The 23,516-nt window shown below is 48.8% G+C and carries 14 protein-coding genes and 1 pseudogene; 3 read left to right on the forward strand and 12 right to left on the reverse strand.

The window, feature by feature from the left end:
* Positions 1-45: 45 nt before the first annotated feature.
* On the reverse strand, positions 46-1,479 hold the full coding sequence (locus tag MP213Fo_RS06040) for an aldehyde dehydrogenase family protein (RefSeq protein ID WP_421090736.1): 1,434 nt from the start codon (positions 1,477-1,479) through the stop codon (positions 46-48).
* A gap of 316 nt (positions 1,480-1,795) precedes the next feature.
* Here MP213Fo_RS06040 and cueR point away from each other — a divergent pair, with 316 nt between their 5' ends.
* Complete coding sequence (gene cueR, locus MP213Fo_RS06045; RefSeq protein WP_421091036.1) at positions 1,796-2,230, forward strand: Cu(I)-responsive transcriptional regulator; 435 nt, start codon at positions 1,796-1,798, stop codon at positions 2,228-2,230.
* A 9-nt stretch (positions 2,231-2,239) separates the two neighbouring features.
* On the opposite strand, the gene MP213Fo_RS06050 is transcribed toward cueR, so the two are convergent.
* Positions 2,240-4,288, reverse strand: coding sequence for a sensor histidine kinase (locus tag MP213Fo_RS06050; RefSeq protein ID WP_421090737.1), 2,049 nt, complete (start codon positions 4,286-4,288; stop codon positions 2,240-2,242).
* Between the two features lie 157 nt (positions 4,289-4,445).
* The gene (locus tag MP213Fo_RS06055; protein WP_421090738.1) at positions 4,446-6,500 is read right to left on the reverse strand and encodes an LTA synthase family protein; all 2,055 of its coding nucleotides are present in this window, start codon (positions 6,498-6,500) and stop codon (positions 4,446-4,448) included.
* Positions 6,501-7,050: 550 nt separating this feature from the next.
* On the opposite strand from MP213Fo_RS06055, the pseudogene MP213Fo_RS06060 reads away from it, so the two are divergent.
* Positions 7,051-9,315 (forward strand): annotated as a pseudogene (locus tag MP213Fo_RS06060) (heavy metal translocating P-type ATPase); the annotation flags it as partial.
* Between the two features lie 150 nt (positions 9,316-9,465).
* Here the strand turns inward: MP213Fo_RS06060 and MP213Fo_RS06065 are convergent.
* The gene (locus MP213Fo_RS06065; RefSeq protein ID WP_421090739.1) at positions 9,466-10,299 is read right to left on the reverse strand and encodes a glycosyltransferase family 25 protein; all 834 of its coding nucleotides are present in this window, start codon (positions 10,297-10,299) and stop codon (positions 9,466-9,468) included.
* A 121-nt stretch (positions 10,300-10,420) separates the two neighbouring features.
* Positions 10,421-11,176 carry a hypothetical protein gene (locus MP213Fo_RS06070; RefSeq protein WP_421090740.1) on the reverse strand — a complete coding sequence of 252 codons (756 nt, stop codon included), beginning with the start codon at positions 11,174-11,176 and terminating at the stop codon, positions 10,421-10,423.
* A 300-nt stretch (positions 11,177-11,476) separates the two neighbouring features.
* Here MP213Fo_RS06070 and MP213Fo_RS06075 point away from each other — a divergent pair, with 300 nt between their 5' ends.
* A complete protein-coding gene (locus MP213Fo_RS06075; protein ID WP_421090741.1) occupies positions 11,477-13,837 on the forward strand; it encodes a glucose/quinate/shikimate family membrane-bound PQQ-dependent dehydrogenase in 2,361 nt (786 codons plus the stop codon).
* A gap of 69 nt (positions 13,838-13,906) precedes the next feature.
* Here the strand turns inward: MP213Fo_RS06075 and MP213Fo_RS06080 are convergent, their stop codons facing one another.
* The 7 genes from MP213Fo_RS06080 to MP213Fo_RS06110 form a co-directional block, all read right to left on the reverse strand.
* Entirely contained in the window at positions 13,907-14,272 is a 366-nt protein-coding gene (locus MP213Fo_RS06080; protein WP_421090742.1) for a DUF779 domain-containing protein, read from the reverse strand.
* A gap of 63 nt (positions 14,273-14,335) precedes the next feature.
* Positions 14,336-15,370 carry a zinc-dependent alcohol dehydrogenase gene (locus MP213Fo_RS06085; protein WP_421090743.1) on the reverse strand — a complete coding sequence of 345 codons (1,035 nt, stop codon included), beginning with the start codon at positions 15,368-15,370 and terminating at the stop codon, positions 14,336-14,338.
* 159 nt (positions 15,371-15,529) lie between these two features.
* Positions 15,530-17,047, reverse strand: a complete 1,518-nt coding sequence (gene adh / locus MP213Fo_RS06090) for an aldehyde dehydrogenase (RefSeq protein WP_421090744.1) — start codon at positions 17,045-17,047, stop codon at positions 15,530-15,532.
* A 297-nt stretch (positions 17,048-17,344) separates the two neighbouring features.
* Positions 17,345-18,346 (reverse strand): GAF domain-containing protein, encoded by a 1,002-nt coding sequence (locus tag MP213Fo_RS06095; protein ID WP_421090745.1) that lies wholly within the window; start codon positions 18,344-18,346, stop codon positions 17,345-17,347.
* 117 nt (positions 18,347-18,463) lie between these two features.
* Entirely contained in the window at positions 18,464-19,993 is a 1,530-nt protein-coding gene (gene glpD, locus MP213Fo_RS06100; RefSeq protein ID WP_421090746.1) for a glycerol-3-phosphate dehydrogenase, read from the reverse strand.
* Between the two features lie 259 nt (positions 19,994-20,252).
* Positions 20,253-21,020: a DeoR/GlpR family DNA-binding transcription regulator gene (locus tag MP213Fo_RS06105; protein ID WP_421090747.1), complete on the reverse strand. Its 768-nt coding sequence runs from the start codon at positions 21,018-21,020 to the stop codon at positions 20,253-20,255.
* A 138-nt stretch (positions 21,021-21,158) separates the two neighbouring features.
* The gene (locus MP213Fo_RS06110; protein WP_421090748.1) at positions 21,159-23,504 is read right to left on the reverse strand and encodes an AGE family epimerase/isomerase; all 2,346 of its coding nucleotides are present in this window, start codon (positions 23,502-23,504) and stop codon (positions 21,159-21,161) included.
* Between the last annotated feature and the right edge of the window lie 12 nt (positions 23,505-23,516).

Consider the following 23,516-nt stretch of genomic DNA (forward strand, 5'->3'; position numbering starts at 1 on the left):
GAATTCCCCTCCTTTTATTTATCCGAAAGACAATATGACTATTTATCAGGCCAGCGTATAGGCTGTTTTGACTGTGGTATAGAATTCCGCCGCATAGCGCCCCTGCTCGCGCGAGCCATAGCTGGAGCCCTTGCGACCACCAAAAGGCACGTGGAAATCCACACCCGCCGTCGGCAGATTGACCATAACCATACCTGCTTCAGAATTGCGCTTGAAATGGGTTGCATATTTCAGACTGGTGGTTGCAATCCCTGAAGACAGACCGAAATTGGTATCATTGGCTGTTGCTAGTGCTTCTTCATAGGATGTCACGCGGATAACGCTGGCCACAGGACCAAAAATTTCTTCACGCGAGATGCGCATCTGATTGGTAGCCTCTGTGAACAGTGCCGGACGCAGATAGAAGCCCGGCGCCGAGCGCTCAAGACGCTCACCACCAAAGGCAAGCTTGGCACCTTCCTGCTGACCGATCGCGATATAATCCATATCCTGCTGCAACTGGCTGCCATCAACCACAGGGCCGATATGAGTGTCGGCTTTCAGCGCGTCATCGATCACCAGTGTCTGCATACGCGCAACCAATGCATCAACAAAACGGTCATGAATACCATCCTGCACGATCAGGCGTGACGATGCCGTGCAGCGCTGTCCTGTGGAGAAGAATGAAGAATTCAGCGCAGCCTCAACCGCTACATCAAGATCGGCATCATCAAGAATAACGAACGGATTTTTACCACCCATTTCAAGCTGAAATTTGCGGTTATGGGCAATCGAAGCTGCCGCTACGCGCTGGCCGGTACCGGTGGAGCCGGTAAATGTCAGGGCGTGAATATCCGGGCTATCAAGCATTGCCTGACCAACCACCGAGCCTTTGCCCATGATCAGGTTAAGTACGCCCTTTGGCAGGCCGGCGCGGTGCAGAATATCAACAATCGCATGAGCACAGCCCGGCACCAGATCGGCAGGCTTGAACACTACAGTATTACCATAGCAAAGTGCCGGAGCAATTTTCCACGCCGGAATAGCGATCGGGAAATTCCATGGTGTAATAATGCCGACAACACCAACAGGCTCGCGGGTAATTTCAACGCCGATATTCGGACGAACTGAGGGCAGAACTTCACCAGCAAGACGCAGGGCTTCATTGGCAAAGAAATCGAAAATCTGTGCCGCGCGCATAGTTTCGCCAATGGCTTCCGGCAAGGTTTTGCCTTCTTCACGCGCCAACAATGTGCCCAGCTCTTCTTTGCGTGCCAGAATCTCATCAGAGGTTTTACGCAAAATTGCATGGCGCTCTAAAATACCTGAGCGCGACCACGCAGGAAAAGCAGCTTTGGCTGCTGCAATCGCATTGAGCGCATCGGCTTGCGTGGCGCGGGCATATTCGCCAACCACAAAATTGGTATCAGAAGGACTGATATTCGGAATTGCGTCGCCGCTAACCCATTCACCGTCAATCAGATTTTTATGCAATGTCATAACTCGCGAACTCCCATTTACGCCTGCAAAGTGTCAGGCGTCACGTATATTTATGATGCATCAAACTAATACTATTTCGATCAGTGTGACTATGCCTCAGACCTCATTAGCCAATGAGCATTTGGAATGATCCTGATATATCAGCTATTATCCATAAATAACAGGCGTTTTCTAGAGCAGTTTCATTTTTGAAAAAACTGCCCTATCCTGACATTAAATCTGTAAAGCGTGTTAGCAATGCCTTTGATAAAGCTGCCCTGCCTTCCTATATGAATGATATACTCTAAAGGCCAAAACAGGAGCGGAGTGCAGGATGATGATTATCGGTGAAGCAGAAAAAGCCTCCGGCATTTCAGCCAAAATGATCCGTTATTACGAATCTATCGGTTTGATTGACCCAGCCAGCCGTACGGCCTCCGGATACCGTGTTTATACAGATCACGATGTGCATAATTTGCGCTTTATCCGGCAGTGCCGAGATCTTGGTCTGTCACTTGAGCGCATAAAACTACTGCTTGATCTGTGGCGCAATGATCAGCGCAGCTCCGCCGAGGTCAAACAGATTGCACTGGCACATGTGGCCGAGCTTGAAACGAAAATTGCAGATATGCGATCGATGGCAGACACTTTGCGAAAACTGGCTGATCGCTGCCACGGCGACAATGATCCGGCCTGTGCAATTATTGACGCTTTGTCCGTGCAAAATAAAGCCGCTGACAAGCCCGCCGCAAAAGATCTGCGCGTAGTATAAAGCCTGAAGCTAAACCGACAAACTTTCTTCAGGGATACGCTCATCAACAGACATTTCCGGTAGTGGCAGCCGGATAATGCAGACCAATCCGTTTTTATCCCAGATATCACGGAATGAGCCCTGCATCTGTACATCTATGCTTAGCTGTTTAAGCCGTGACCCGAAGCCACGCTGCAGAGGCTCCTCTGTAACTTCAGGGCCGTGCATTTCGCGCCATTCAATGTACATATGATCGTCTTTTTTCGAGAGGCGTATTTTAACATAACCTTGCGGCACCGATAATGAGCCATGCTTGACGGAGTTGGTCACCAACTCATGAACGACGAGGCTCATTGGCGTCACATGTACCACCGGACAGAATAGTGCATCACCTTCAACAAAAATACGCTCATGCTCCGAAAAAGCATATGGGCTCACCAAACGGGTCAATAAATCATTCAGTGAAACATTGGCTTTATTTTGAAGTGTGGATGTCCCTTTCTGATATGTAAGCTCAAAAGCACTAGCAAGCGCTGTCATACGCTCGCGCATCTGAGTAACATAATCCTGTACATCTGTTTTGCCGCGAGCCGAAAGATTCATCAAACTGATGATCACCGCAAACATATTTTTAAGCCGGTGGTTGAGCTCCTGCGCAATCACTTCTCGCTGCTCAAGTGCCATTTGCTCTGCTGTCACATTAACAAGCAATCCAAGTACTGAAGGTTTGCCGTCATCGTTGTAGATCCGCCGCCCTATCCCATTGACCCAGACGAAATTTTCATGTTGCAAATCGCAAATGCGAAATACCTCACGCACGATATTGCCTGTTTCAAGCACCTGTACGAGAGCGGCCTGAATACGGGCTTTATCATCCGGATGGACAGAAGGGATAAAGTCCCGCTCAAAATCCGCAACACGTCTATTCTGAAAAGCCAGCATCTGGCTGGTACGGCCATCAAGTGTCATTTCTCCGGTTTCGGGTTTAAACTCCCAAATTCCAACACGGCCAGCATCCAGAGCCATTTGTAAGCGCAGCTGTGAATCCAATAATTTAATTTCTTTTTTACGCCTGCGTTCATCCGCCAGAGCCAGCGCATCACTCACCACATCCAGTTCGCGGATGCCGGTTTTCAACGGTGCCACCGGTTGCGAGCCGCCAATTGCTTTCGCCTGCTTGGCAAGTTTTTTAACCGGCGCTGAGATCTTCCGTCCGAAAAGCCCTGCAAGAAATGCACTTAATACAAGCGTGCCAATGGCAAGAACTATGAAATAACCAAGTGCATTCCACATCGGCCTGTTATATTCAGCACGCTTTATGCTGACGACAATACGCCAATCGCTCATTTTAGAGCGAAAATAAAAGCTTAAAACTTTGGTGCCATCCAGCAGTTCACCTTCCCAGCGCCCCTGAACATCCTGAGTGTTGTCACGCAAATTATCTGGGACCAGCCGACCTGCATAAGCGGCATTGTCTTTATTTCGTGCCAGAATATGATCATTCTGATCAATAACGGCGATAATCCAATGATCTGCAGCACCATTCAAGTTCAGGAGCTCAGCAACACGGCCAACCTGCGCACTCAGCCCGAGATAATATAAGATTTTACCATCCACATAAACGGGCTGCACGACCGAATAGAAATGCGGTGCAGTCGCGCGTGCTTGTCCATGCCCAGTTATATAGGGCTTCGTAATTCTTGCGGCTTTTTGCAGCTCATCCGGCGCTAAAAACGGGAAATCTTGTGGATGCTGCGTTTCAGAAGTAACCAGCACTTTGGCCTGCGGATCATAAAGTGTGATACTTATTTTCAGCTCTTGCGCCATCTCAGTGATGGTTTTTTGAAAAACATCCAGCTGGCTGGTTTTCAAAATACTCGAATAACCGAGAATTTCTGCAGCGCTCTGCAATCCATAAATCTCACGATCAACCAGAATAGTCAGCGCCTGCGCTGTATCCAGTGTCTGATTTTCGATCAGGTTGCGCTCTTTGAGTACCAGCTGCCAAAAAAAGAAGCCAACCAATACAATCAGCGGGAGCAACAGAACAAGCGCGAACTGCGTAAGATGTCGCTTCAATCAAGCCCCTTAATCAAGCATATTCTCTGCTGAAAGCCTGAAATAGGAGATAATTCCGTATTTTACTGATTCAGACAAAATGGAATATGCAAGTTCTTGACCGAACATAAAAAATATATCGGATTACATCAAGCAAACAAAGCCGATCTGCGATAATTTATTTAATTACAGTGCCACTTACCGGTTGCGCACTATAGACAACCGGCTGCGTCCGTATGGCAAAATGTTCAGCGCTTAAAAACGGAAACAATTTTTCCTGCGCGTAACTTCTGCCAAACAACATATCATACTGTACCTGACGGTAATCTTGTAAAAGCTGCGGCAGTACCGGTTGCTGCATCCAGCCGGTTTGCGGCAGATACTCTTTATCCAGCAGCATATGTCCGTCAATAACCCGATATGCCTGATGCAACTTGCTTAAAAAACCCGTGTAATAAGGGTGCTGAAAACCTGCCATATCCAGAATGTATAAAGGCAGGAAAGACGGGCTGATGGTACCGACACCGTGCAGACTATCGGTCTTACTAGACCACAAGACCAATGGTGTTTCATGCTGTGCCAGCATATGATCAGCCGTATCAACGCGGCTCGCTGTACGGCTTTTCATAAAACCGCTTTCGACATACACATTACCTAATGGTGGTAAATGATCACCGAAAAAAACAATAATCGTTTCCCGCTTCCGGTTTTTAGCCCAGTCCATCAGTTGTTTAAGGCTGGTATCAGCATCCTGCGCGCCTTGCGCGAAAGAACGCACTGATCCTTTTGATGCTTCACTCACGGCACTGTCAGCTGCTGTAACAACCTTGATTTTACTATCGGGATAACGGCTCGAAGCATAAGGACCATGCCCTTGCAACGAGACGCCGAATAGGAAAAGCGGCTGATCGGCATTTTCTGCCGCACGTATAATCTCGCTGGTAAACTCCTCATCAGACGCCAAATGGCCTTTTTTAGTCAGGGTCGGCAGATTTTCTTCCGAGAGAAATTTATCGAAACCAAAGTTTTCATAAACAGAACCACGGTTCCAGAACCACTGGCGATACGGATGTAAGGCCAGTGTCTGATAGCCCTGATCCTTAAAAAATGACGCCAGTGACGGCACAGGACGGCGCACATATTGCTGATAAGGAATACTGCCATAAGGCAAGAAGGCGTTGGAGAAACCGGTCAGCGCTTCAAATTCCACATTGGCAGTCATACCACCAAACTCTGGTGAAAACACATGGCCGGATTGATTATTGCGCACATTAACGATCGGATCTTCATCAAAGGCGACGCCCGGAAGGCGTGTTGGATCCCAGAAGGATTCGCTCATAATAACAATGACATCGGGCTTGTCATCGCTGCGCGTAACCACCGGCACAATAGTGTTTTCGGCTGCATCCTCGGCCGGAAACAGATATTCAGCTATACTTTCAATACGCTCTTGCGAATATCCGCCGGGCGCAGAAACATTGGCCATCGGGATATTGAAAATAAAAGCTACTACCAGACCATTATGGGCATAGTTTTCTTTCTGATCCCACATCATCGGAACAATGCCCATGCGGTCTCGGACGTAAGAAAATGTAGAATAGTCAGATATGATCCCGAACCAAATCAAAACCGGCGCCGCAAATAATATGCGTGCCACACGGGCAGTCCGTCCGAGGCGCGGCATTGAGCGCCAAAAAAACCGCCAGCAAAAATACAAGCCAGTCAGTGCAACCAGCATTGCCACAACAATCAGCACCGCATCAACCGGCCGGTCACGTATCAGTAATGGCATCAGATCAATCACCTGGCGCGTATAAAGCAGGTCACTCGGATAGAGCGGATCACCAAGATACATACCTTTTTGTCGGCTGAACCATGCCAGACCAAACAAAACCGGCGCGACAATTAACACGCCCTGCCATAACCGCCCCAGCAGGCCGTCAAGCAATAACAATGTCAGGATAATCAGTGAAATTGTGGTCCATAACGGCAAATGTGATGGCTTGAAAAACCGCAACCATGCAGTGCCTGTTCCACGCATCAGCCATTCGGTCAGCATCAACACACACAAAGCAATCACGAGACTGCCGCTTGCTGCAATCAGCGCGCGTTTAGGCCGCGAAATACCGGCAAAATATGCATGAAACCGACCACTTTCTGCACGGGACTTTTCAGCAACCTCAATGCAAACATTGTTATTATCAGGAGTGGCGGTTGTAGCAAGATTGCTCAATTGGCTGCCTTCAAAATTAATTCATAAAAACGTCATACAGGGTTTTGCTTTTAGAAAAACCGGCAGCACAGTGCAAGATGCATCAATGCTTGCTGGATGCAGATTTTGTTCAGGATAATGGCTTTACGGTACAATAAGAAAAAAGCAGAAAGGCTCTTACAAAAATTACAGTAACACCAATAAAGTATAATTTAAAAATTAAACAATAAAATCAAACTGATACGAATTTTATGACGCGTAAACGCTCGTAATACTCAGATGCTAAATTGTCGTGAAACTGTAATGGTGCTTTAAGATTTGTGATCGAATTTTTTATTTAAAACTCTTAAATGCAGCGCTTTAAGCAGTCTCTTCTTACCGCAAAAGTGATTATAATTGATTTGTGGCAGAATTTACTGCTTGACCTTCCCATGGTGGGAAGCCTTACCTTCCTTTTCAGAACCTATAATTTGACAGAAATCTTGTAAGAAAAGGCAGGGATTACCGTCGTTTCAGCACCCTGAAAATCACCATGAGCAAATCCGTCCAACCCGTAAATCCGATTTTACCTGCCATTACGCTTTCTATTGACGGCATGTCCTGTGCTTCTTGTGTCGGCCGTGTTGAAAAAACACTTCAGAACTCAAACGGCGTCAACACCGCTTCCGTTAATCTGGTGACCAAACGTGCCAGTATTACTCTCAGCGATCCGTCCGTATCCCCGCAAGATCTGGCAGATATTGTCACCAAGAGCGGCTATCCGGCACAGCCCGTGGTTCTCACTTCACCCAGTCAGGATACGCAGCGCCGTGAAGATAAAAACGACGCAGAAATTGACCTGTTGCAACGCGATATGCTGATTGCCGGTCTTATGACCCTGCCGGTCTTTGTGCTTGAAATGGGATCACATCTGTTTCCTGCTTTACATCATGTCATTGATAATACGATCGGCATACAGAGCAGCTGGTATTTGCAGTTTATTCTCACCACTCTGGTGTTGTTCGGACCGGGCTTACGCTTCTTTCGTGCCGGCATTCCGGCATTGCTACGCGGCGGCCCCGACATGAACTCACTGGTTGCAGTGGGTACTCTTGCAGCATGGGGATTTTCTATCGTTGCAACTTTCATGCCCACAGTGCTGCCTGCGCAAACTGTGAATGTCTATTATGAGGCCGCCGCAGTTATTGTGACACTGATCCTCATCGGGCGCTGGATGGAAGCCCGTGCTAAAGGCCGCACCTCACATGCTATCAAGCATTTGCTTGGTCTGCAGGCCAAAACCGCACGCGTTTTACGCAACGGGGTGGCACAGGATATTGCGCTTGATGATGTAAGGACAGGAGACCTTATCCAGGTGCGGCCCGGTGAAAAAATACCGGTCGATGGTGAAATTACTGAAGGCAGTTCCTATATTGATGAATCGATGATTACCGGTGAGCCTTTACCGGCGACCAAGAAGACCGGAGACACGGTGGTTGGCGGTACAGTCAATAAAACCGGCGCCTTTACCTATCGCGCCACCAAAGTCGGTGCTGATATGGTGATCGCGCAGATCATCCGTATGGTTGAAGATGCGCAGGCCGACAAGCTGCCGATCCAAAATCTGATCGACAAGGTAACAGCATGGTTTGTTCCGGCTGTGATGCTGGCTGCCTTTATCACCTTTTTGCTATGGCTGGTTCTGGGTCCCGAGCCTGCATTTACCTTCGCTCTGGTCAATGCCATTGCCGTGCTGATCATTGCCTGCCCGTGTGCAATGGGGCTTGCCACACCAACCTCAATCATGGTCGGCACCGGTCGTGGCGCAGAAATGGGTGTATTATTCCGTCGTGGCGATGCACTGCAAAGCCTGCGTGATGCAGATATTATTGCCTTTGACAAAACCGGCACCCTGACAATCGGCAAACCTGAGCTGGCGCAGTTTCATACTTTCAACGGCGAGAATCCCGATGCAATGCTGGCATTGGTTGCAGCACTTGAATCACGTTCAGAACATCCGATTGCCACGGCCGTGGTACAGGCCGCACAAGAAAAAAACCTAAGGCTGCCGGATATCAGCAATTTTGAAGCTGTACCAGGCTTTGGTGTCAGCGGTGATGCTGGCGGGACTATGGGTAACAAGCGTACCCATATTGGTGCCGAGCGTTTTATGAAACGGCTCAATATTGACACGACAATTGCCAAAGAGGCTGCGAGCCAGATTACTGCAAAAGCGCAATCAGTCTTGTATATGGCGGTAGATCAGCAGATCGTGGCAATTTTTTCGGTTGCAGATCAGTTGAAACCGACCTCAAAAGCCACAATCGCCGCTTTGCATAAACTTGGCCTGAAAGTGGCAATGATCACCGGTGACAGTAAAGCAGTTGCCAATGCCATTGCCAAGGAACTGGGCATTGATGAAGTGTCTGCCGAAGTGCTGCCGGATGGTAAAGTAGATGCTCTCAAAAAACTTGCTGGAGCAAAAGGCAAAATCATCTTTGTCGGCGATGGTATCAATGATGCACCTGCTTTAGCGGCTGCCGATGTTGGCGTAGCGGTTGGAACAGGCACCGATATTACGATTGAAAGCGCCGATGTGGTGCTGATGAGCGGCGATCTCACAGGTGTGGTTGATGCGATTGCGCTTTCAAAGGCAACAATCCGCAATATCCGTCAAAACCTGTTCTGGGCATTTTCGTATAATACAGCGCTTATTCCGGTTGCAGCGGGTTTACTCTATCCCGCCTATGGCATTTTGCTGTCCCCGGTTCTTGCAGCCGCTGCAATGGCGCTTTCAAGCATCTTTGTGCTGACCAATGCACTGCGTCTGCGTCGCTTCAAAAAAACGACTATATAAGAAACATCAGGCCACCAGACAGACTAGAGCGGGTAACGATCAGGTTGGATCGCAGCGCTCGCTCTATCTGTTTGTTTAAACGCAGTTTCGGACGGAAAATAGGTTCCCACTTGTCCTGAAATTGCTTTATCTGGCACCCTGATATCTGTATTATTTCTTAAACGACACTCGCATCCAGCGTTTGGATGTGCTCAGACTTGTCCAGACCCGTGCAGGATTGAGAAAATGGGACGAGCGGCGGTAGATACGTTTAATCTCACGGATAATTCGTGCAGGCAGGGCCGGACGCGCTGTCACCTTACGACGTTCGACTTTACGATCAGCCTCAATAAGACTTTCCAATCCATCTTGTGCGCAGAGCGCAGGTGTTACCTGATGAATCCTCAAAGTATCAAATAGCGCATAGGCCGGATCATAAATCAGATTATCAACCGGTACAGAGATTGTTTGCATATGGGTGAGAATACGGCCTGCGGCTGCCTTTGAAACAATATATCCACCACAGCATAGATGCTTGGTCAGCAAACGAGCGACCTTGAATTCTGAATCAGAGATTTTCTCAAACGCGTCCAGTAATACTACCGTTTTAAAGGTATCAAGCTTAATGATGTCAGCGCCATCCGGTATCCAACTGATATTATTAAGTAGATCTCCGGCATTATGTGTAAAGGCTATATCATCTTCAAAAATAGCACCATAAGCATCTTCGCCATTGGCAACAAGTTCCAAACATTTGCGATGACTGAGAAAACATCCGATTTCGGATGCCGGAATTGTGACATCCCAACGCTTTACAGGGTCAATCACAACATCAAGCTGCTCTTTCGTCAACAAACGTCCGTCAACGCCGGCTACCCTCGTGAAGGATAAGCCAAGCTTATTAAACTGTTTTTCAATATGCTGAAGACGGTCAGCAGAACGATCTAGATTTATGACATAATATTTCATAACACTTCCGAAACGTGCCTGTACTCTGTCAGACATTTGAATTTCATTACCCGCTATATCGCTTTCAGATGACACTCTGCACAACGATTTGCGATAAAATAATGCTCTAAAAACAAGATATTTTATTGCCGAGCCAATATCCGGATATCAAAAGCAATTACAGAGCCAGAATCTCAGCTAACGGTGTATCTTTTTGCGCTGTTTGGTTTTTAAGCGCAGAGTTAAAAAGATGAATCCCTAATGTGCGCGGCGTCGTTAAATCAAGAATACTCAGTCCGCGTTCATGCAACAACGGCAGATTATTCCAGTGAAGTGGATAATACACATCAATCGGGCTGCTGTATTTTACAAGATCAAGCTCCTGCACATAATGCGTGACAAGGCTAGGCCCTATCGTTCCCCATTTCTGATCTGAAACATGCTTGGGAAGACCAATGGCTTTACGTAATTTATAAAAAGTTTTCTTAGGTTTGCGGAGCCATGGCGGAATAAAATACGAATTTTCAGATGCTGCCAGCACGCTCTTCAAAAATTGACTATCGTGAGGAGCATTGACCAAAGCACTATTGATTGTATCGTCGCAATGCCAGCCAAACATATAATCATGCTGCGTGAACGGGCGGACACAATAAAAGTCGCAATCGACATACATTCCTAGCCCTTCCCGCAGAATACGATAGCGGTAACGGTCAGAAGCAAGCGCCAAATTATTAGTTTTTTTATGAACAAGAATCTCTTCTTCTTTCATCAGCTTGTTGGCATCAAACAAGCGCACGCCTGCCGGCGTATCAACGGGGCGCCCGTAAGCGTGTAAAACAACATCATGCCCGTTGCGAATAAAAGAGCGCAAACATGCAGCATGAAGAGCACCAAGCTCTTTACCGATCCAGAGGGTATTAATGATGACTGACATGATCTTCCCGTTCAGATATTTTACTTTACTCACTATAATAAAAAAACATTTAATCCAGACATTATTTTCTCAAGCAACCGACTTCAAAACAGCGCTAAAAAACCTTAACAGATTTTTTTAAAAGCACTTATCGCTGTTATTAATCTTTATCCTACACATAAAATCAGGTGATTTTTCCTGTCATAATTAACTGTATCTGTAGCGATTCATTTGTTCTATTTTCAAATAAATGAGTACAAGCACTTCCCAATCGGCTTAACAGGTCTATATTTTCCCCATCAGTAAAGAAGGGGTAGCATTGTGTTAATTTCTTTGACGGCCATTCTTTTTGCATTCATCGGCATATCACTTGGTTATGGCGGTATAAAGCTCGCTATGCTCGGCGGCAGCCTTTATTACATCATCATTGCAGTCGGTTTTTTGCTGACTGCTTATCTGCTTTTTACACGTCGCGCTGCCGCATTATGGGTCTACTCACTCATGATCATCGGCACGCTGATCTGGGCAATCTATGAGGTTGGTTTCGACTGGTGGCCGCTTGGTGCCCGTGGCGGTATTGTTGTCCTGCTTGGTTTATGGCTATTGCTTCCACCAATTCGCAGAGGGCTGAGCCCGGCAAGCAAAGAAATTGCCCCCACCGTTGCACAAGCGCGCGCTGGCAATGCCAGCCCTTTGCCGCTATTGGCAGCGATTGCAGCCGCATTGATCGTTGCCGGTGTATCAATTACCAGAGATCCGCATAATCTGGACGGTGCTCTGCCAACTGAAACGGTGGCAAGCGCGCCTGATACCGGCAATATGATGCCGGATGGAGAGTGGCATCAATATGGCCGCACCCAATATGGCCAGCGTTACTCGCCGCTGACAGAAATTACGCCTGATAATGTGGCGAAACTTGAACTTGCCTGGCAATATCGCACCGGCGATGTACGTCAGCCGCAAGATGTGACAGAAACCACATACCAAGTCACGCCGCTTAAGATTGACGACACGCTCTATCTTTGCACACCGCATAATATTGCCATTGCCCTTGATGCTGATACTGGCAAAGAAAAATGGCGCTTTAACCCCGATGTAAGCGCCAACACGCAGCGCCAGCATCAGACCTGTCGCGGCGTAACCTACTGGAAAGATGAAACAGTTTCAAAAGATCAGGCCTGCTATGAACGGGTTTATCTGCCGACATCAGATGCGCATCTGATTGCGCTGGATGCTAAAACCGGCCAGATTTGTGAAAGCTTTGCTGACAAAGGCATTCTCGATCTGACCCGCGGCATGAAATATAATCCGTCCGGTTATTATTATTCGACATCCCCGCCAACCGCAATTGCCGGCAAGATTATCGTTGGCGGTGCGGTGAATGATAATTTCTCGACCAAAGAACAATCAGGCGTTATCCGCGGCTTTGATATTTTGACCGGTCAATTGTTGTGGAACTGGGATTCAGGTAATCCCGACATCACAACACCGATAGCGGATGGCGAATTTTACACAACCAATTCACCAAACAGCTGGTCTGTCTTCAGTGCTGATGAAAATTTAGGGCTGATTTATCTGCCACTCGGAAACCAGGTTCCGGATCAGCTTGGCATGGGGCGCAGTGAAGCGGTTGAGAAATACTCCTCTTCCATTGTTGCGCTTGACGTGAGTAGCGGGCAAGTGCGCTGGGTGCGCCAGACTGTGCATCATGATTTGTGGGATATGGATGTACCGGCGCAACCTGTGTTGCTTGATATTACCAACAAGGATGGGCAGCCAGTGCCCGCACTGGTAGGGCCGACCAAACAAGGCGATATCTATGTGCTTGACCGGCGCACCGGTGAGCCGATTATTCCTGTTACTGAAGTTGCGGCACCAACCGGCACGATACCGGAGGATTTTTCATCGCCAACACAGCCTTTATCGGCATTAAGTTTTAATCCGCCGCCTCTCACTGAAGCCAGCATGTGGGGAGCAACATTATTTGATCAGCTTGCCTGCCGCATTCAGTTTCGCTCATTGCGCTATGAGGGCCGCTATACTCCGCCATCATTACAGGGATCAATTATCTATCCCGGTAATTTTGGCGTCTTCAACTGGGGCAGCGTTGCAGTTGATCCAAAGCGTCAGGTGATGTTTGGTATGCCAACCTATCTGGCCTTTACATCGCGCTTAGTGCCTGCGGATCAGATACCGCCAAAAGGGCAGGATGAAAAAGCCAGCGAACAAGGTCTTAACCGCAATGATGGTGCCCCTTATGGCGTTTTCATGGGGCCTTTACTGTCGCCACTGGGTATTCCGTGCCAGTCGCCGCCATGGGGCTATGTGACTGGTGTGGATCTGCGTACCGGTAAAATTGCCTATAAGCATAAAAATGGAACGGTAGAAGATATGGCACCGGTGCCCATTCCGCTTAAACTTGGTGTACCGGGCATTGGCGGGCCGATGATTACAGCTGGTGGCGTGGCTTTTCTCGGGGCAGCTGTTGATGACTATTTACGTGCCTATGATCTCACAACCGGCACGCAGCTATGGCAAACCCGCCTGCCCGCCGGTGGTCAATCCACACCGATGAGTTATACCGGCAAGGACGGCAAACAATTCATATTGATTGTGGCTGGTGGTCACGGGTCTGTCGGCACTAAAGCCGGTGACTATGTGATGTCCTATAAATTACCGTAATGCAGATATTATAAATCGTAAAAAAGGGCGGAGTTTCCGCCCTTTTTTACGTAAACCTTGAGAGGCTACTCAAACTTTACAAACTATTGAACGGGTCAAAAATCGTACTTCGCGGCCATTATCGAGAGAGAACATGCCACCTCGCCCTGCCACAACATCAATAATCAGATCGGTATGTTTCCAAACCTCATATTGCAGGCGGCTCATATAAAATGGCGCCCCGCCAATCTCACCCAATTGCACATCCTGATCACCGAGAAAAAAATCTCCTTGCGCATAACACATTGGTGAAGACCCGTCACAGCAACCACCGGACTGATGAAACATCACTGGTCCGTATTCAGACTGTAATTCAGCTATTAATTTAAGAGCGGCAGGTGTTGCACTCACCTTGTTTAAGGTATCGGTATGCGTGTTTTGTTGCGGTTGCGTCATAACACCCTCCGGTTTCAAGTCCGGAGCATATATCCTTTGCACCATATGCTCCGGTTGGTTGTATTATTGGGTCATATCCATCACAATACGGCCTTCAATCTCACCTTTACGCATCTTGTCAAAAATCGTATTGATATTTTCAATGCGGTCAGTGCTGATCGTTGCCTTCACCTTACCATCGGCAGCAAAATCAATCGACTCCTGTAAATCCAACCGTGTGCCCACAATAGAACCGCGCAAGGTCACGCCATTCAACACCATGTTGAAAATTGACACCGGAAACTCACCGGCTGGCAAACCATTAAACGCAACAGTTCCACCTCGTGACATCATACCCAGCACCTGCTCAAAGGCTTTAGGTGAAACTGCGGTTACCAGTGCACCCTGCGCTCCACCATCTGTAAGCTTTTTCACTTCCGTGGCAGGATCATTGCTGGTTTTAGCATTGACTGTGGCCACAGCACCAAGTCGTTTGGCTAAATCAAGTTTAGCATCATCAATATCCACCGCCACCACATTGAGCCCCATAGCCTTGGCATATTGTACGGCCATATGACCCAAACCACCAATACCGGAAATGACCATCCAGTCTCCGGGTTTGGTGTCGGTAACTTTTAGCCCTTTATAGACTGTAACACCCGCGCAAAGCACCGGCGCGATTTCATTGAACTCGATATTTTTCGGCAGATGGCCAACAAAATTTGGGTCAGCAACCACATATTCTGCAAAGCCGCCATTAACCGAATAACCGGTGTTTTCCTGTGATTCACAAAGCGTTTCCCAGCCGCCAAGACAATGGCGGCAATAACCACAGGCCGTATAGAGCCAAGGCACGCCGACCCGATCACCTTCCTTGACATGTTTGACGCCGGCACCAACACCAGACACAAAGCCCACGCCTTCATGGCCCGGAATAAATGGCGGGTTGGGTTTAACCGGCCAGTCGCCTTCAGCAGCATGCAAATCTGTGTGGCAAACACCGGATGCCTGAATAGCAACCTGAATTTGGCCGGGGCCCGGCACGGGTACCGGCACCTCATCAATTGTCAGGGGTTTACCGAATGCTCGCACCACGGCGGCTTTCATCGTTTTTGCCATAACATTCTCCTTTCCTAAAGAGAGAGGCGCTCTCTTTATTCCATTCATAAAGTTAGTGCTCAGTGATTTGTGATCCGACGCTTTCAGCATGGGCTACAGGCAGTATGCTGAAAGCTGTTTTCTCTCATATGCTTCGCCAGACCACGTGTTAAACTCAGATCAGAAGAAGCCCAGTTTCTTCGGACTGTAGCTCACCAGCATATTTTTAGTTTGCTGGTAGTGATCGAGCATTTTCAGATGATTTTCACGTCCGATACCGGACTGTTTATACCCGCCAAAGGCCGCATGTGCCGGATAGGCGTGGTAGCAATTTGTCCAGACACGACCAGCTTGAATACCACGGCCAAAGCGGTAGGCGCGGTTGCCATTTCGTGTCCACACACCAGAGCCAAGGCCATAAAGCGTATCATTAGCGATTGCGAGCGCTTCCTCATCGCTTTTGAAAGTGGTGACGGCCAGCACAGGGCCAAAGATTTCCTCTTGGAAAATCCGCATTTTATTATGGCCTTTAAACACAGTCGGCTTAACATAGAAACCGCCCGCCAAATCGCCGGAAAGCGCGCTTCTCTCACCACCCGTTAATAGCTCTGCCCCCTCCTGAACACCGATATCCATATAGCTGAGGATTTTTTCCAGCTGTTCCTGCGAGGCCTGTGCGCCGATCATTGTTGCCGGATCAAGCGGGTCGCCTTGCACAATTGCCTCTACGCGTTTGAGTGCTTTTTCAATAAATTTATCATAAATGTTTTCATGGATCAGAGCGCGGCTCGGACAGGTACAAACCTCACCCTGATTGAGCGCAAACATCACAAAGCCTTCAATGGCTTTGTCCAGATAGCCATCATCTTCTGCCATCACATCTTCAAAGAAAATGTTTGGCGATTTACCACCCAATTCCAATGTCACGGGTATGAGATTTTGGCTGGCATATTGCATAATCAAACGGCCGGTTGTTGTTTCACCGGTAAAGGCAATTTTAGCAATACGCGGGCTTGAGGCCAATGGTTTGCCAGCCTCAAGGCCAAAACCGTTGACAATATTGAGCACACCAGCAGGCAGCAGATCCCCGATCAGTTCAGCCAGCACCAGAATTGAGGCCGGTGTTTGCTCGGCAGGTTTGAGCACCACACAATTGCCCGCCGCCAATGCCGGAGCAAGCTTCCATACCGCCATAAGAATCGGAAAATTCCATGGAATAATCTGGCCGACCACGCCCAGCGGCTCGTGAAAATGGTAGGCAACAGTATCGTTATCAATCTCTGAAATGCCACCTTCCTGCGCACGGATAGCACCGGCAAAATAGCGGAAATGGTCGATCGCCAGCGGCATATCAGCATTTGTCGTTTCACGGATCGGCTTACCATTATCCCAAGTTTCTGCCTCAGCAAGCAGAGCCAGATTATCCTGCATCCGGTCAGCGATACGATTAAGGATCAATGCGCGCTCCGCAACACTGGTACGTGCCCACGCATCTTTGGCCGCATGAGCTGCATCCAGAGCGAGCTCTATATCAGCGGCCTCAGACCGCGCAACCTCGCACAAAACCTGCCCGTTCACCGGTGAGATATTTTCAAAATAACGGCCGGAGGTAGGCTCGACCCATTTGCCCCCGATGAAATTGCCGTAACGTTTGGAAAATTTCGGGTGAACAGTCCGGTTAAATTCGGCTTTATTCATTCTCTCTCTCCCTGTTTGCGTATAATCGGTGATGCTGTGCCATTCTCCACAACGGCGCTTTACATCGTTGCGAATAATCTTGCCGGAACTGTGTCAAATGTCATGAGACACATGGCTGTAATCATCGAACAGCTACCGGTAATGTCGCAAGAATGAGACAGTTTCATTGAGTGAAAATGATTGATCCTGAGGCCACTGATGATGCCCGTATCAAAAAATCTTGTGATAATCTTGTTGCAACAGCCGTGACTTTGGCCGTGATATTCGCGGGGTTAAAATCTAGCTGTTTGACTTGATCTAGGAGCGCCGAATCTGCAAACGATTAAGCTTGCGGTGCAAGGTGGCGCGGCTCATACCAAGCCTTTCAGCAGCCTGTGATATTTTACCGTCTGCGCGTGCGAGGGCGCGGATAATAACCCCGCGTTCAGCCTCAGCCATATCCGTATCCCGCCCGCATAAGGTGCCAAAAAGGTCTGCAGCCGGTATCGGATCTTTTAACCCGTCTTCACCCAATCCCAGGGCTGCACGCGCATTTCGGCTGGCACCAATCACCATGTCATCCCGATCAATAGCAAGCAGAGCTCCGGGCAAATACTCTGATACCGGAGCCAACACGATACGGGCATTCTGGTAGTGATAGCGAAAATAATCGGCTTCAATTTTGCGCGCGGCGTCATTAACAGCGGCAAATATCAATGCGGCATAAGCCTCTGTAAGATCTGAGCGGCAAGACGATACATCCAGCACCGCCACCAACCTCCCCTGATGGTCATGGATAGGTGCAACTGAGCAGGACAAGCCGGCATTCCGCGCATGGAAATGCTGATCGCGGTGAATGGTAACGGGACGCTGCTCAACAATCGACGTACCAATACCATTGGTGCCTTCACTGGCCTCGCTCCATACTGTGCCGGTCCACAATCCCCATTCATGAAATATTTTATTATCAGCAGCGGCGCCACGCCTTTCAACGGGAACACCGTTGCTATCAGCGAGCAAAACGCAGCATCCGATACCCCCAACAGACAAAAACAGCCGGTCGAGTACCGGCTGTGCCAAATGGGTTAACGGCTCAACATGTTCCTGAACCTGCCGTAATTCCTGCGCTGTAACGGTTAAAGGTTTGCCCGCAGTTTGTGGCTTTAGTCCGTGGAGGCGAACTGAGCGCTGCCATGAGGCAACGACAGCTGAGCGCGCTGCTCCGCTGTCGCGGATCGCTGATTGAACGCGATCCGCATGGCTGTTACCGGTTAGCTGTCCTGCGGCTCGCATTGCTGTTTCGCCGGACTGAATGCTCATCGCACGCTCCTCCAGAAGCTCCGATCATCCCGTATGTGGCAGGATGATAGTCGAGTTTTCTGCTGCTGTGAAGCACAAGACTCTATGAGCAAATGAAGGCGTAATTTCAGATTGATTTTAAAGAATATTATCCGGATTATATCCGGTTTCAGCCTTCATAAAGATATCAAGGGCTGCAATCTCACTCGCACTCATCACCAGTCCGAGTTTGCTGCGGCGCCACACAATATCTTCCGCTGTCAGCGCCCATTCCTGCACCATCATATAGCGCACTTCAACCTCATAAAGATCCGCACCAAAATACTGGCCGAGATCATCATAAGTCGTAGAATTTCCCAAAACCCATTGCGCGCGCGTGCCATACATCCGAAACAAGCGTGCTGCATGTGCCGGCTTCAGATAAGGATAATGTTTTGCCAGCTTGGCTTTCAGCCTCTGAAAATCCCGCACCGGAAAATCCCCACCAGGCAGCGGCGCCTTATGCGTCCACGGCGCAGCTTTTTTGCCAAGATAATGCTCGATCTTTTGCATCATATGCTCGGAAAGACGGCGATATGTGGTGATTTTGCCGCCAAAAATATTGATCAAGGGCGCTTTGCCATTATGTGCATCTTCTTTGAGCACATAATCACGCGTGGCTTCCTGTGCTTTATCCGCGCCGTCATCATAAAGTGGACGCACACCTGAATAGGCCCAGACAATATCTTCGACCCGCACCGGCTGGTGAAAATATTCACTCGCGGCAGAGCATAAATATTCGCGCTCTGTTTCTGTAATTTCCACTTCTGCAGGATCGCCATGATAATCCTGATCGGTGGTACCAATCAGCGTAAAATCATTTTCATAAGGAATTGCAAAAATAATGCGGCCATCATTATTCTGGAAGAAATAAGAGCGATCGCCTTCAAATTTTTTTGGCACAATAATATGACTACCTTGCACAAGGCGCACATTATGCACCTCGGCAAGACCTTCCATACCCGCCAAAACCCTATCGACCCAGGGGCCGGCAGCATTGACCAGCAGACGCGATGTTACCACACTGGTTTTGCCGGTGCGCAAATCCAAAAGCGTAATATGCCACATATCGTCTGTGCGCATAGCACTTACAACTTTGGTGCGGGTGCGGATATCAGCGCCACGTTCCTTGGCATCCATCGCATTCACCGCAACAAAACGCGCATCATCTACCCAGGCATCGGAATATTCAAAAGCCTTTGTAAACAGGTCTTTCAGCGGTGCAGCCGCCTTATCGGTTTTCATATTCAATGTACGTGTGGCTGGCAGCAATTTGCGCCCGCCAATATGGTCATAGAGAAACAGCCCGAGCCGCAGCAACCATGCAGGACGCACACCGCCACGGTGATAAGGCAAAATAAAACGCATCGGCTTAACCAGATGCGGTGCATTCGCCCAGATAATTTCACGCTCCATCAGCGCTTCACGCACCAAACGAAACTCATAATGCTCAAGATAGCGCAAACCACCGTGAATAAGCTTGGTCGCACGCGATGACGTGCCGCTGGCAAGATCTTTCATTTCGGCAAGAGCAGTCCGAAAGCCACGCCCGGCAGCATCACGCGCAATGCCGCAACCATTAACGCCGCCGCCAATAATGAAAATATCGTAATCCGTATTTGCAACCACGCCGCAAACTCCGCCGAAAAGCTTTATCAATCAACACTTCAAATGCTTAGAGCATGAGAGATTGACACTGCTATGAACCCCAAAAATGATGCACCGCAACCGTTTCATTGCCAACGATTGCCATCATATGAAACCAATATAGCCAAATAACGAAAGTAAATCGAGCGAAAAACGAAACCATTCAAAATTAGCACACATCTTAATTTCAGGCGTCCAAACAGCGAAAAACGTCAGTATCTTCAGTAAAAACTCACAAATCTTACAAGTTGACCGTCTCAATGAGGCTGACAGCATGCTCTGCGCAAATCTGGCGCAGAGCCGGCTCAATACATTGATCAGTAATAAATGTATGGACCTGCGAAAGATGCCCCATCCGCACCGGTGCGCTGCGTTCCATTTTGGTCGAATCAGCAACCAGGATTACATGGCGCGCATTGGCGATAATCGCCTGCGCAACCTTGACCTCCCGATAATCAAAATCCAGCAAAGCGCCATCCGCATCAATCGCGGATACGCCGATAATCGCATAATCAACTTTGAACTGGCGAATAAAATCCACCGCCGCCTCACCCACAATGCCGCCATCGCTGGCGCGCACCACACCACCGGCAATCACCACTTCCAAACCAGAATAGACCCGCAACCGGCTGGCCACATTAATATTATTGGTAATTACCATCAGCTGGCTATGCGACAGCAAATGCTGGCTCACGGCCTCTGTTGTGGTACCGATATTAATAAAAAGCGAAGCACCTTCCGGTATCAAAGCCGCGGCGGCTTGCCCGATAGCCTGTTTTTCCTGCGCTGCAATCTGCCTGCGCGATTCATATTCCAGATTTTCAACACCGGAAGGAAACAGCGCCCCGCCATGGGTGCGTGTGAGGTATTGCGCACGACACAAATCATTGAGATCTTTACGGATTGTCTGCGGGCTGACCTGAAACTGCTCGGCAAGGTCATCAACCAGCACCTGACCATTGAGTTTGGCCTGCTCCAGAATGGCACGGTGACGCGGAGGATGCTGCATAAAATTCTGCCTGATACTTAATTATGAACTCACAAACCCAAGATAGCCAATCGAGAGCTGAACACAAGCAGAGGATCACTGTTAATCCCATTAAGTTTTACAAATTATGATAGCAAAACCTAAGCAGGTACTGTGATCTCAATTGATTAAAGCCATCCGCGAAGCTGATAACGCAGACTTAGAGGCGCCCGCTTGTTCTTTAAACTGCAAGTAACAAGTTAAAGCACTGACCAGATGATATAGGATAGAGGCCGGAACATTATCCGAACAATTTTTGCCTTGTGCATCCACACGATCGTGCCACAAACCGGCTGTTGCCGGCTCAATATGCCAGCGAAAAAGATTTTCTACTCGCACCTCCACCTCCGGTTTAAGATCACGACCCTGATAGCCATTCAGCATAATTGCGGCTTTTATCGCCTCGCATTGCTGCCAGCTGCGGCTACCGGTATCCAGCACCTGCCCCTGTATTGTGACCAGATTATAAGACAAACCGGTTTTACGATTGGTGCCAGCAGAAAGCGCAAATGTATAAAGCCTGCTTGCCATTAAAAGTGCAGCATCATCGCCGGTACGGTGGGCAAAATCAGCCAATAATGCCGCCCACTCAAAATGATGGCCGGGCTCTGCATAGCGCCCTTTCGGAGTTGATACAGGCCGCCAATTGGCGCTGAAATATTCGCCCAAGCCCCAATATTCCGCATCAAAAAAATATTGGCTGCACAGTCTGACTACCTCTGCTGCACGATGCAAAAACTGCTCATCCCCGCTTATTACATGCCATGCAAGACATGCCTCAAGATAATGCATATGCGCATTGCTTGTCAGCACTGCGCAAGACCTATGACAATCTGCCAGCCTTTCATAAAACCCACCCAGCGGATGCGCCAGAAAACGGTCGAGAAAAGCAAAAGTTTGCTGGGCTAAACCCAGTGAACTATTATGCCCTGACTTATAGGCATAAGCGAGTGCCAGCAGCATACAGGTTTGATCGTAGAAATTCTCCTGATCGTCTTCAACCGTTCCATCAGCATGAAAAGACTGTACCCACCCGCCTCTGCTGCTGCGTCCGTTAGCTTGCAGGAACAACAGGCCATGAGCGGTTAAGCCGGTAAAACCGGCATTTGCGAAAGCATAAATCTGCCGTGCCATCGTGCGACACCGGCGCGATTTGCATATAGGCTTTCCTTGCAATGACAGAGCCTCATGAAATCCGCCATAGTGCTGCTCGACCCCTGCATTTGCCCAAAATGGCAAGGCCTTTTCAAACAGCCACGCACGAACAAGTGGCGCATTATCGAGTTCTGCTGGCGGTGTTTTATTATAGTATAATTCCGGCCGGTTGTCCTGCTTCAACCGGCTGACAATCGCTTGCACATGATGGCTATGGGTAATAGGCGCAACAAATGTTGCATCTTTCGTGGCAATAACCGCCATATCCGACACGCCGGATAATGTGAGAAGGCCTGCCTCACTGCGCAAATAGCTATTATGACAATCATGCGCCACAACATTGCCAATTATCACATTGCCGCACCCGGCCTGCGGTTGAGTTCGCGTATTTTGAAGGCTCAGCAAAGATTGCCATGAACCCAGATCGCTCCAGCTGAACGCTGCCGGAATCAGCACACGATTATCCGCCTTTTCCATAATCGCAACATCAAAAGCGACAGATGGCATAGAGCTATAATCCTGTAACGACAGGCTGGTTACACGCCCTTCTGTGGTCGCAGCTTCAATCGCAGCGCTCGCAGCCAACCAAATATCCGGTGCGTGCTGCAAAAACGCCTGCCGCATGCTGCTTGCCCGAAACAGGAATATTCCTGAATTCCAGAAAAAGCGCCCTTGCCTGAGATAATCCAGCGCCGTGCTATAATCCGGCTTTTCAACGAAACGCCGAACGGTAAAGCCATTCTCAACACGCTCCCCCACTTCAACATAACCATAGCCGGTTTCAGGTCGCTCGGGCAGAAGCCCGAAAGTTACAATTGCACCATTTTGCGCCGCCCCCATCCCCTGCCATATGGTTTGCCAGAATTGCTCATCCGTTGAAATCTCATGATCCGCAGGGCACAGCAGGATCAAAACATCAGGCGCCTCACGCAATGCAGAAGCGGTGGCAATAGCTGCAACTGCAGCAGTATTACGAGCAACAGGCTCGAGCAATATCTGCACCGGATCATAACCCGAAGCTACCTGATGATGAGCGGTTATTGCCTCAGCTATCAAATGCTGATGCACCTGCGCCCCGATCACCGATACTGTGCCGCATAATGCATCAGGTGCTTTCAAGCGATTGAGTGTGGCAGTGAGCAAGCTCTCCTGACCTGTGAGGTTATGAAATTGCTTTGGTCTATCCAGACGAGACAGTGGCCATAGACGAGAACCGCTACCACCACTCATGATAAAACTCATCAACGGTAAATCACTGCGATTTATCTCAGTATTTATTGCAAAACCATGCCCGACCTCATCAAATGCCATAGCTGATGCCCC

Source organism: Pseudochrobactrum mosebachae (assembly GCF_048914685.1).
In the GTDB taxonomy this organism is placed as follows: domain Bacteria; phylum Pseudomonadota; class Alphaproteobacteria; order Rhizobiales; family Rhizobiaceae; genus Pseudochrobactrum.